The following is an 11,828-nucleotide window of genomic DNA, read 5'->3' on the forward strand; positions in this document are numbered from 1 at the left end:
CCCTTCGCCACAGCCGCCCCGCATCTGCGGCGCCGGACTGCCGGGCGCCGCAATCGTACCGCACCTTGTTCATGCCTTCACGATCCGCGAACCACTCGGACGGCCAGGCTGCAGGCGGTTCAGAGGTGCATGCGGGTGTTCGGATTGTCTGGGTTCGGGCGTGGGACGGTCGGCGGCATTGTCGGCATGACGGCGCTCGCCCTCCTGGCGGGCTGCGCGGGCCGTCCCGCCGGCGTTCTCCTGCCGGTCGTCGGCGCCGAGCAGGTGCCGGGCACGTCCCGGGTCGACATGCTCGTCGCCACGACCCGCAAGTCGGCGACCGACAAGGGCATCCTGTTCTCCGGCGAGCGCGGCGACGCCGTGACCTACACCGACCTCGTGGTCTCGATCCCGCCCGACGCCGCCCGCCAGCCGGGCTCGGTCCAGTGGCCGAAATCGATCCCCGGCAACCCCGCCACCGACTTCGTCGCGCTGCGCGCCGATCCGATCGAGCGCGCAAAGGTCCCGACCTGGATCGGCCGGACCGTCCGCCGATCGGCCAAGCGCCACGTCCTCGTGTTCGTCCACGGCTTCAACAATAAGTTCGAGGACGCCGTCTTCCGGTTCGCTCAGATCGTGCACGACTCCGGCGCCGAGGTCGCGCCCGTGCTGTTCACGTGGCCGTCCCGGGGCTCCGTCCTCGCCTACGGCTACGACCGGGAGAGTACGAACTTCTCGCGCAACGGCCTGGAGACGCTGCTGCGCGACCTGACCAGGGACCCGAACGTCGGCGAGGTGACGATCCTGGCGCACTCCATGGGCAACTGGCTGACCCTGGAGAGCCTGCGCCAGATGGCCATCCGCGATCGGCGGATCGCCCCGAAGATCCGGAACGTCATCCTGGCCGCCCCGGACGTCGACATGGACCTCGCCCGCGCCGCCTTCCACGACATGGGCAAGGACCGCCCGCGGCTGACCCTGATGGTGTCCGGCGACGACCAGGCGCTCGCCGTCTCCAGGCTGGTCTGGGGCGACAGCGTCCGCCTCGGCGCCATCGATCCGAACGCCGAACCCTACAAGTCAGAGCTCGAGCGCGAGAACGTCGCCGTCCTGAACCTGACCTCAGTCAAATCGAGCGACGCCCTCAACCACGGCAAGTTTGCCAGCGGCGACGTGGTCGCCCTCCTGGGAAAGCGTCTTGCGGACGGGCAACCGATCTCGGACGGACAGATCGGCATCGGCGACAGGCTGGTAAGCACGGCTGCCGGCGCCGCGTCCACGGTCGCCACCGGTGCCGCCCTCGCGGTGGCCGCCCCCGTCGCCCTGGTCGATCCCCAAACTCGCGAGACCTACGGCGAGCACCTGTCGAATGTCGGCTCCGGCTTCCGCAACACCCTGGGATCGACGGTCGATCTCGCCGGCGCGCCGGTGCGGGCGGTCGTCGGCGGCGAGCGGTAGCCGACGGTTCCCGTCCTGATGAGTGACCCTCCTGGGTGACCGCAGATCAATTCCGGCCCGACATGATGTATAATAGTCGGATGAGATGCTTCGAGACAATCCCAAGATGCTCAGGTACATTTTATTCGGATGCGAAACATTTGCATCTGCCCGCGCTCACCGCAGCGGTCTTGATTCGGGTGTCTTCTCGTCTCGTCGGCATAGGCCGGCGAGGAGATCGACGATGGGACACTCTGCATACGATCCGGCCACGAAAGGTCGGCAGTCCTGGAACGCCGGCCGCAAGCTCGGCGCCAAACGTGCCCTCAAACCTCAGCAGGTCTGGGCCATCCGGTTCTGGCTTGATCGCGAACGGCGCGTGCGTGACCGCGCGATGTTCGACCTAGCCATCGATAGCAAGCTGCGAGGCTGCGACATCGTCAAGCTTAAAATCGGCGATCTCGTCAGCGGTGGTCGCGTCCGCACACGAGCGATCGTCACTCAGCACAAAACCGGCCGGCCGGTACAGTTCGAGCTTCTCGAGCCAGCCCGCAGCAGCATCCTGGTTTGGCTGGAAGTTCGGGGTGGGGCGCTCGATGACTATGCCTTCCCGAGCAGGATCGATTGCGTCGCGCACATCAGCACCGGGCAGTATGCGCGTTTGGTCGATGAGTGGGTGACGGGCATCGGGCTGCGGTGCGAGGACTACGGAACCCATTCCCTGCGGCGAACGAAGGCATCGTTGATTTACAAGCGGACCGGCAACCTGCGCGCCGTGCAGATCCTACTGGGCCACACAAAAATCGAGAGCACCGTCAGATACCTCGGCGTCGATGTCGAGGATGCGTTCACGCTTGCGGAAGTGACTGAAATTTGAGGCTTCGGCCCCTCGGCTTCAGGGTCGAGGGGCTTCAAAACAGGTCGGGCAGCAGTGCGCCCTTCCCGGTCATTGTAACAGACTGGAGCGCTCCTCCGTAGCGGACATTCAATGTCACCACAGCGTCGCCACGCCATTCAATTAAAGGCGGCGCATGCAAGCCCTAAATTAAAGCGCCCTAAGATAAAAATTCAGAGCGCTTCCGGATCAACACGATTGGCTTGTAGGCCGATGTGCAGCGCGCGTTTAGTTCATGCACCTGCGTCGCGCTCGAACTTCGTGCTGAGCCAGCCGCCGCCCCACTTCGAATAGCAGGGCGTCTGCGCGTGCCTTCAGGTCGGGGTCTTGGAGTTCGGCGATGATGCGCTGCGCGGCCACCGCGTGGTCTGCCGCCTGCTCCAGAGGTGACACGACAGGTGCAGGATCTTCTACTGTGGCGGTGAACTTGCCCGTGCGCGAGCGCGTCAGGTCGACGATGATGCCGCGTCCGCGCGCAGGGCGTCCCAACGAGTCGCGCATGATGTACCCTCGGTCGAGCACCCAGCGTGTGACGCCATCGGCCGAATGCACCCGGTATTCGGCGACGAAAGGCACATCCTCGTCGACGCTGCGGCGAATCAGGGTGTGGACGTGTTCCTGGTCGTCTCGATGCACGCCGCGAATGTAAGCGGACAACGGAAGTCCGGCAGCGGCCTCGTCAGGGTCGACGCCGAACAGCAACGCGACAAACGTGTTGGAACGAACCACGCCCGAACCAATATCCCAATCCCAGGGCCCGGCAATCTCTAAGGTATCCAGCGCGTACTGAAGCGCCGTCGCACAGATTCGGTCATCGGAGGTCTTTAGCTTCGGCACCTGCTACCTGCGGCTGTCTCGAAAATCGATTGTCGACGACAAACGTATCCCGGCGGGCGGCACGACTTAAAGAGGCAGTACCATTCCCGCAATTACAACGTGTATCGACACCGATCCAATTGCAATCGGTGTTCGATGACGACGTCAAGAGTGGCGTCTGGGACCGCACGGGGATCGATGGGGGACGGAATGCCGCCTCCGATGAGGCCGATCGTGGTCGAGCCGGGCGAAGGCGGCTCGTAGAACGCGTCGTCCAGGCATCGCGGGTGCCGCCAGCGGGGCATCACGCGTCGCCCGCCTCAGGAGACCCTCCGTCCGGGACGGATGCATGAGCCGTGATCGCAGATGGCGGCCTCGGCGGAAGTCGCGCCCCAACTGAACGCCTGCAAGCGCCGCCACCGGGCGATGCACCACCGCGTTCTGACCCTCGTGCAGGCGCCGCCCGATCGGGTTCAACCCGTGTTCGTCGGCAACCGGACCCGATCGCATCTGAGGCAGGAAGCATTGGAGCGGCCACCCATTCGAACGAATGTCAAAAGTCTCACGCATGTTATTGTTTTGGATGCGTGAACGACGTTAGAAACCGAGCGCAATCGGATCTCCTAAGGCGGAGTGCCGGCAGCTCTCCGAAAGTAAAGCTCGAGCACAACATTTCGCAGCCCTTGAGAGCACCGAGCCGCTCCATCGTGTGAGGCCCTCGCACGCACAGGTAGGCTCGGATGGCCCTCGACGCTTCTGAGGTGTGCCATGGCGGGACACGACGGTGAAATTCTCGCGCGCGATCGCCGCGATAGACCGGGTCTCACGCAAACAACGGCAGACGTACGGTCCCGGCCGGACCACCACCGGCAGCACCGGCAGGATGCCCCCGATATCCGTCCAAGTTCCAGCCTCATCGGGCTTGCCCTGGCCGCCGCCGGCGTGGCCGCCATCGGTCTGATCGGCGCTCAGATGAGCGCAACGGGTAGCCGAACCGGAAGAGGGCCGAACCGACGGTCGGCCGCGGGACATGAGCCGGAGGTCGAGCGCTCGATCACGATCGAGGGTATTCCTAAGGACGAACTCTATCGTCGCTGGCGCGATCCGGAGACCTTGCGGCGGATCATGGCGCCGTTCGCGGATGTCCAGCCCACGGGTGACGGGCGGACACGCTGGAGCGCCGGCCACGATCTCGGCTCCTGGGACATGCGCTTGGCCGACGACGAGCCCGGCGCGTTCATGCGCTGGGAGGCCCTGGACGAGGGAGCCCTGATCCGGGAGGCGTCCGTGCGCTTCCGCTCCGCTGCGGGCAACCGGGGCACGGTGGTCGTCCTGCGCGCCAGCCTCGATCCGCCCGGCGGCATGCTCGGCCGGGTCGCGACCCGGATGCTGAACGATACGGTGCCGGCGGCCCTCGCGAGCAAGTCGCTGCACTACTTCAAGGCTCTCGTTCAGACCGGAGAGATCCCCACCACCGAGCGCCAGCCGGCGGCTCGGCCCGACCCGCGCTGACGAGGAGGCTCTTTATGCGTGCGCTCATCTGGAATGGCGTCAACGACCTCCGTGTCGAAACGGTCAAGGATCCCGAGATCGTCAACCCGCACGACTGCATCCTGCGGGTGACCATGTCCACCACCTGTGGCTCCGACCTGCACTTCATCGACGGCTACATCCCGACCATGAAGGCTGGCGACGTGATCGGCCACGAGTTCATGGGCGTGGTCGAGGAGGTCGGGCCCGAAGTGAAGAAGGTCAAGGCGGGCGACCGGGTCGTCGTGCCGTCCTTCATCACCTGCGGCCAGTGCTGGTACTGCAAGAACAAGCTTCATTCGCTCTGCGACAACACCCATCCCAAGCCCGAACTGCAGGAACCCCTCTTCGGGTATCCGACCGCAGGCATCTACGGCTACACCCACGCGTTCGGCGGCTATGCCGGCGCGCACGCCCAGTATGTGCGGGTCCCGTTCGCCGACAACGATTGCTTCAAGGCGCCGGACGGCCTGCCGGACGAGCAGGTGCTGTTTCTGTCGGACGCCGCGCCGACCGGCTACATGGGGGCGGATTTCTGCAACATCCGGCGCGGCGACGTGGTGGCCGTGTGGGGTTGCGGCGGCGTCGGCCTGATGGCCCAGAAGAGCGCCTTCCTAATGGGGGCCGAGCGGGTGATCGGGATCGATCGCCTGCCGGAGCGCCTGCAGATGGCCCGCGCGCATGTCGGCTCGGAGACCATCAACTACGAGGAGGTCGACAGCGTCCTCGAAGTCCTCAGGGAGATGACGGGCGGTCGGGGCCCCGACGCCTGCATCGACGCGGTCGGCATGGAGGCGCACGGGACCGGGCTGCAATACGCCTACGACCGCGCCAAGCAGCTCGCGTACATGCACACCGATCGCGGCCAGGCGCTGCGCGAGGCGATCATGGCATGCCGTAAGGGAGGCACCCTATCGATCCTGGGCGTCTACGGCGTGATGGACAAATTCCCGATCGGCGCGATCATGAACAAGGGCCTGACCGTGCGCACGGCGCAGCAACACGGCCAGGCCTACATGGGCCGCCTGCTCGACCACGCCCAGAAGGGTGAGCTGAATCCGTCGTTCCTGGCGACGCACCGTTTCTCGCTGGAGGATGCGCCGCGGGGCTACGCCATGTTCAAGCACAAGAATGACGGCTGCGTTCGCTCCGTGTTCATTCCCTGACGGAAAATCGCGGCCCCGAGGAAACCCTAAGACGTCGATCCAGTTAGAAATACAGATACACTGATATCGCGTTCGACAGGCTAAATTTCTGGCCGTGAAGCATACTGATCTAAATCGGAGCCATCATCTCCGCAGAGTCCGCAGATCAACCAGACCCTTCTGAACTGCAATGAACCTCTGCAACCAACCGGCGGGAGAACGGCATGCGAGCCCTGGTCTGGCACGGGAAGGAAGATATCCGCTGCGATACCGTCACCGATCCGGAGATCGAGGACGGGCGTGACGTCATCGTCAAGGTCACGAGCTGCGCGATCTGCGGCTCGGACCTGCATCTGTTCCACAACTTCATCCCCGCCATGCTGCCCGGCGACATCATGGGCCACGAGGCCATGGGCGAAGTCGTCGAGACCGGGCGCGGGCTCAACGGCACGCTGAAGAAGGGCGACCGGGTCGTGGTGCCGTTCACCATCGTCTGCGGTGAGTGCGACCAGTGCAAGCGCGGCTACTTCTCCGTCTGCCAGAAAAGCAACCGCAAGAAACACCTCGCCGACAAGGTCTTCGGCCACACGACCGCGGGCCTATTCGGGTATTCCCACCTCACCGGCGGCTACCCGGGCGGCCAAGCCGAGTACCTGCGCGTGCCGTTCGCCGATGCGACCGTCCAGAAGGTGCCGAAGGGTATCCCAGACGAGAAGCTGCTCTTCCTCTCGGACATCTTCCCGACCGGTTGGCAGGCGGCCGTCCAGGCTGACATCCAGCCCACCGATACCGTGGCGATCTGGGGGTGCGGCCCGGTCGGCCAGATGACGATCCGCTCCGCCGTCCTCCTGGGCGCCGAGCAGGTCATCGCTATCGATCACCTGCCGGAACGATTGGAGATGGCCGAGGCGGGGGGCGCCATCACGATCAATTTCGACGACGAGAACGTCGTCGAGCGGCTGAACGAGCTGACCGGTGGCGAGGGTCCCGAGAAGTGCATCGACTGCATCGGCATGGAGAGCCACGTCAGCCCCACCATGCCGGATACGGTCTACGACCGGGCCAAGCAGATCTTCATGGCCGAGAGCGACCGGCCGCACGTGCTGCGCGAGATGATCCATGTCTGCCGCCCCGGAGGCCTGATCTCGATCCCGGGGGTCTACGGCGGGCTGGCCGACAAGATCCCAATGGGCGCGGCGATGAACAAAGGCCTGACGTTCCGTATGGGGCAGACCCACGTCCAGCGCTGGACCGGCGATCTCCTGCGCCGGATCGAGGAGGAGCAGATCGACCCCTCCTTCGTCATCACGCACGAGGTCCCGCTCGACAAGGGGGCGGAGATGTACCGGACGTTCCGGGACAAGCAGGACAGCTGCATCAAAGTCGTTCTCAAACCCTCACACAGTGCGGAGGGAGCATGTTGAGCATCGCGAGCCTCTCGAACATCACGCGATCCGAGGGCGATCCGAAGGTCATTCGCACCGGGCCGAGTTCGCGCGGCATACCGGACAGCCTTGCCAAGGGGCTCGGGTGGTTCAGCCTCGGCCTGGGCCTCACCGAACTCCTGGCGCCGAGGCGCATCACGCAGGCCCTCGGCATGGAGGGCAAGGAGGCCTTGGTGCGTGCCTACGGGGCCCGTGAGATCGGCAGCGGCATCCTCTCGCTGTCGATCGACAAGAAGCTCGGGCTCTGGAGCCGGGTCGCCGGCGACGGTCTCGACATCGCGACCGTGATGACGGCGCTGCGGGCGGACAACCCGAAGCGCGACAACGCCGTCGTGGCATTGGCGCTGCTGCTCGGCATCACGGCGGTCGACCTGATCGACGCCCAGGCCACCACGATGCGGCACAGCCGCGGGGCGGGCCGGAAGCGATCGTACCGGGACCGCAGCGGCTTTCCGCGCGGTGTCCAGGCGTCCCGCGGTGCGGCCCGGGACTTCAAGACACCGCCTGACCTGCGGCACACGCCGCCCCTCGCTTCAGTCTCGAAGCGGACGTCTGCCGCTTGAGGCCACGCGGGTTTCCGAGGCGATCCATCCTGTCCCCGATGTCGGAGACGGATCGCGCCGCCGGGCGACGGAGGGCCACCCAGCACGTCCTATCGCGCCTGTTCGGCTCTCAAGGAAAGCGCCCCGTCGTCGGCCAAGCAGCGCGAGGCGGCGATGCGCCGGGATACATCACCCCTGGATCATGCATCACCTCGGGATCACGGCAGGTTGGCCTCGGACGCGATGGCCGTAAATGAGTCCCGGGACCGCTCCGACGCGGTGATGGTGCCGGGGCTGGAGACCCTCCTGGCGGCGTTTGCCCGTCAGGCCCAGATGTTCATCGGTCTCGTTGACTCGCAACTCCGGCCCCTGTTCCTGAACGCGGCCGGCCGCAGGATGGTCGGACTTCAGCCCGACGACGACATCGCGATCATCCCGGTCTCGGACTTCTTCCACCCGGCCGATCGCGCCGTCGTCCGCGACGTGGCGCTGCCGGCGCTGCTGCGCGGCGGCCGTTGGGAAGGCGAGTTGCGGTTCCGGCATTTCCGCCACGGCTCCGGAATGACGGTCCGATGGCACGCATTCGCGCTCTACGACGGTGACGAGAGCTTCATCGGCGCGGCGATGATCGGCACCGACATCTCGGCCCGCAAGCGCGCCGAGGCCCGGCTCCGCGCGAGCGAGGCCCGGCTGCAGGCCGCCGTAGATCTAGTCGGCCTGTCACCCTACTCCTGGGATCCGCAAACCGGCGCGCTGGATTGGGATGCGCGTGTGAAGGCCCTGTGGGGCCTCCCCCCCGACGCGCCCGTCGACAAACAGGTGTGGCTCTCCGCCATCCACCCGGACGACCGCCGGCGCGTCGAGGCGGCGGCGGCGCGCTGCGCCGACCCGAGCGGCGACGGCGTCTACCACATCAAGTATCGCGTGATCGGCCTCCGCGACGGCATCGAGCGCTGGGTCTCGACCTACGGCCGAACCGGGTTCGAGGACGGGCGGCCGGCGTCGTTCGTCGGCGTCGTCGTGGAGATCACCGCACAGGTGCGTGCCGAGGCGGCGTTGCGCGAGAGCGAGCATCGTCTCTCGGCGACGCTGGCCCAGTTGCCGATCGGGGTCGGTCTGGCCGACCCGAACGGGAGCATCGCGCTGGCGAACACGGCGCTCAATCGCTACGCACTCGAACGGATTCCCTCGTTGGAGGCGCAGTCGAACCAGCGCTGGCAGGCGTACGCCCCAGACGGGCGACGGCTGCCCCCTGCCGAGTATCCGGGGGCCCGGGTCCTCCGGGGCGAAACGGTCGTCCCGGGCATCGACTTCATTTTCACCCATCCCGACGGTCGGGCGTGTTGGACGCGCGTGAGTGCCGCCCCGTTTCACAACGTCGACCGCGAGATCAACGGTGCCATCGTGGTGGTGCAAGACGTCGATCGGGAGAAGCGGGCCGAGGCGGCCCTGCGGGAGAGCGAGGAGCGCTTCCGTCGCTTCGCCGAGCATTCGACGAACGTGCTCTGGCTCGCCGACCTGGAGAGCGGACAACTCGATGTCCTCAGCCCGGCCTTCCGGCAGGTGTGGGGTATGGACCCGGCGGACATGCCGGATGTCGCGGGCTGGCTCGCCAGCGTCCACCCGGAGGACCGCGACGCCGCATCGCGGGCGCTTGAGCGGGTCGGCGGCGGCGAGACCCTGGTCCTGAAGTACCGGATCCTGCGCGCCGCGGACCACACGGTACGCCGCATCCGTGACACCTTCTTCCCGATCCCGGCGCTCGATGGGCACATCCGATTGGTCGGCGGGATCGCGCAGGACGTCACCACCGATACCGACCTGCGGGCCTACGTGATCGCGACGGGAAACGACGCCAGGCGTGGCCTCGTCGGCGCCCTGGAGGCCGCCGGTTACGAAGTGCAGGCCTTTGCGAGCGGACGGGCCTTCCTCACCGTGGCGGGCTCGCTGATGCCGGGCTGCGTCGTACTCGAATTCGAGGAGGCCGGCGACCTGGTCGTCGCAAGCGAGCTGAAGGCGGCACGTACGCACCTGCCCGTGGTGGCAATCGGTGCGAGCAGGGGCGACGTCGGCTTCGGGGTCCGCGTCATGAAGGCGGGCGCAGTCGATTTCCTCGAAGACCCCTGGACGCCGGAAGCGCTGCTGTTCGCCGTCAAGACTGCCCTGGCCGAGATCCGCGACGTCGCGGAGCAAACACGCGCGCGCGACGAGTCGCGCGGGCGGATCGCGGCCCTGTCGGCACGCGAGCGTGCGGTGCTGGAGGGATTGCTGGCGGGCGGCACGAACAAGACCATCGCGCGCACGCTGGGCCTAAGTCCGCGGACGGTGGAGATCCACCGTGCCCGGGTCATGGAAGCCCTCGGGGCTCGCACCCTGCCGGAGGCGGTCCTGATCGCGACCGCGGCCGGCGTCTGTCCCGCCGTTCAGGACGGCGTCTAGAACAGCGTTCCGAAAGGTGTCCGCCGGCTTTCGGAAAGAGGGGATGCGGATCAGGGGGCTCGCGCATCGTGCCGGTTCCGATATCCGGCACGATGCGCTCGGCCGCGGCGCCGGCGCCCGGCCCTCTAATAGGGGTCGCCGGAGACGGCCGGCGAACGCGAGAGGTACCCAGCCTCAAACTCTGCGAGCTGACGCAGCCGACGCGGCGCGAGGATGCGCAGGCGGCGTTTGCGCAGCGAGATGAACCCGTCGCGCCGCAGGGTCTGCAACACGCGGTTCACGTGCACGCTCGACAGGCCGAGCGCGTCGGCGAGATCCGCCTGTGTCAGCGGCAGATCGTACTGCCCGTCCGCGGTCTGGCCGATCGCGCCCAGCCGTTCCAGCAGCTCGCACAGGAGATGGGCCATGCGTTCAGGGCCCGAGCGCATGCCGAGATTGACCAGCCACGCGCGCGCCATCGCCTCCTCCGCGAGCCTTGCGCGCTGTAGCGCCAGAGCGATGCGGGGATGCCGGCCGAGCAGGTCCATGTAGGGGACGCGCGGGACCTTGGCGACCCGACAGGGCGTGAGCGCCTCGATCGCGTGGTCGAGCGGGTAGCCCTGGAGGGCGCCGCGGTCGCAAAGATCACCGGGCACCAGATAGGCCAGGATCTGGCGACGACCCGACATCCGGCACTTATGACGGTTGGCGAACCCAGCAAGGACGATCAGCGCGTGGTCGGCCACGCGTCCCTGTTCCACCAGAACCGTGTGCCGCGCGACCGGCCGGACATAGTCGGTCCAGCCCTGAAGGGCCGCACGATCCTCCTCCGTCAGCGGCGCAAAGCTGTCGAGCTTGCGGGCCAGCGCACAGACGGCGCCGCCCCCCTCCCGGGCCGGAGCCGAAAGCCGCGGCACGCGAGCGGCCCCGGCGACGGAAACATCCGTCACGGTGATCAGGGCGCGTGTCTCCATCGGGCTTCCTCCGGGATCGTTGCCGCATTCTCCCGCCGTCGCGGAGTGCGGGCATCCGGTTGGTCCCTTAGGAGCCCTCCGGTCCGCCCGCTGCGATATCTTCGCTCCGGTAGGCCATCGCGGGGGCGAGCCGCGCGATGTGCGGGGACCATTGCGCGCGCAGGTCGAGATAGGCTTGCACGGCTGCGTCATCCCGCACGACCGCGATCCCCGCCTCGGCGAGCCGGGATGCGGCTCTGTCCCAATGGGCGCGCCACCGCTGCCGCGCCTCGGGATCGGCCGCCAGCGCCCGCGGCGGAGCCCCCGCCAGGAAGGCCGTTTCCAGCGTGACGACCAGCCTGTGAGCCACCCGCCAGAGTGCTTCGACCGCCGCCGCCTCCCTCAGCAACGCCGCCTCCTCGCCCGCAAGTGTGCTGCGGATCAGCGACGCCGTATCGAGTGCGAGGTGAGCCTGCGCCGAGACCGAGTAGTACGGCTGCTGGAATCGGAAGTAGAACAACACCGGGTAGAAGTGATGCGCTTCCTTCATCTCGGCCATCGCGTCGCCCAGCGAGACCAGATGGCTGTACCTGACCTGACCGGTATTTTGGACCGAGCCGATTGAGAGGCTACTGCATGGTGGCGGCCATGGGTAGCCGGAAGGCCAG

9 protein-coding genes and 1 pseudogene are annotated in these 11,828 nt (G+C 66.9%); 7 read left to right on the top strand and 3 right to left on the bottom strand.

The window, feature by feature from the left end:
* The first annotated feature begins 135 nt into the window (after nt 1-135).
* A complete protein-coding gene (locus tag AC0IY0_RS26620) occupies nt 136-1,437 on the top strand; it encodes an alpha/beta hydrolase (protein WP_246692067.1) in 1,302 nt (433 codons plus the stop codon).
* A 223-nt stretch (nt 1,438-1,660) separates the two neighbouring features.
* Complete coding sequence (locus AC0IY0_RS26625) at nt 1,661-2,293, top strand: tyrosine-type recombinase/integrase (protein ID WP_147908382.1); 633 nt, start codon at nt 1,661-1,663, stop codon at nt 2,291-2,293.
* Nucleotides 2,294-2,539: 246 nt separating this feature from the next.
* Here AC0IY0_RS26625 and AC0IY0_RS26630 read toward each other — a convergent pair whose 3' ends face one another.
* The gene (locus AC0IY0_RS26630) at nt 2,540-3,148 is read right to left on the bottom strand and encodes a PAS domain-containing protein (RefSeq protein ID WP_471766177.1); all 609 of its coding nucleotides are present in this window, start codon (nt 3,146-3,148) and stop codon (nt 2,540-2,542) included.
* Nucleotides 3,149-4,099: 951 nt separating this feature from the next.
* Here AC0IY0_RS26630 and AC0IY0_RS26635 point away from each other — a divergent pair.
* The 5 genes from AC0IY0_RS26635 (at nt 4,100) to AC0IY0_RS26655 (ending at nt 10,228) form a co-directional block, all read left to right on the top strand.
* On the top strand, nt 4,100-4,639 hold the full coding sequence (locus AC0IY0_RS26635) for an SRPBCC family protein (protein ID WP_246692068.1): 540 nt from the start codon (nt 4,100-4,102) through the stop codon (nt 4,637-4,639).
* Nucleotides 4,640-4,653: 14 nt separating this feature from the next.
* The gene (locus AC0IY0_RS26640) at nt 4,654-5,823 is read left to right on the top strand and encodes a zinc-dependent alcohol dehydrogenase (protein WP_147908379.1); all 1,170 of its coding nucleotides are present in this window, start codon (nt 4,654-4,656) and stop codon (nt 5,821-5,823) included.
* A 203-nt stretch (nt 5,824-6,026) separates the two neighbouring features.
* A complete protein-coding gene (locus AC0IY0_RS26645) occupies nt 6,027-7,226 on the top strand; it encodes a zinc-dependent alcohol dehydrogenase (RefSeq protein ID WP_471766178.1) in 1,200 nt (399 codons plus the stop codon).
* Nucleotides 7,220-7,810: a hypothetical protein gene (locus AC0IY0_RS26650; RefSeq protein WP_471766179.1), complete on the top strand. Its 591-nt coding sequence runs from the start codon at nt 7,220-7,222 to the stop codon at nt 7,808-7,810. The genes AC0IY0_RS26645 and AC0IY0_RS26650 overlap by 7 nt, the downstream gene beginning before the upstream one ends.
* Before the next feature lie 222 nt (nt 7,811-8,032).
* Nucleotides 8,033-10,228 (top strand): PAS domain S-box protein, encoded by a 2,196-nt coding sequence (locus tag AC0IY0_RS26655; protein ID WP_471766180.1) that lies wholly within the window; start codon nt 8,033-8,035, stop codon nt 10,226-10,228.
* A 125-nt stretch (nt 10,229-10,353) separates the two neighbouring features.
* On the opposite strand, the gene AC0IY0_RS26660 is transcribed toward AC0IY0_RS26655, so the two are convergent.
* On the bottom strand, nt 10,354-11,181 hold the full coding sequence (locus AC0IY0_RS26660) for a Crp/Fnr family transcriptional regulator (RefSeq protein WP_147938793.1): 828 nt from the start codon (nt 11,179-11,181) through the stop codon (nt 10,354-10,356).
* Nucleotides 11,182-11,248: 67 nt separating this feature from the next.
* Nucleotides 11,249-11,828 (bottom strand): annotated as a pseudogene (locus AC0IY0_RS26665) (hypothetical protein); the annotation flags it as partial.

It is taken from the genome of Methylobacterium sp. AC315 (genome assembly GCF_979253755.1).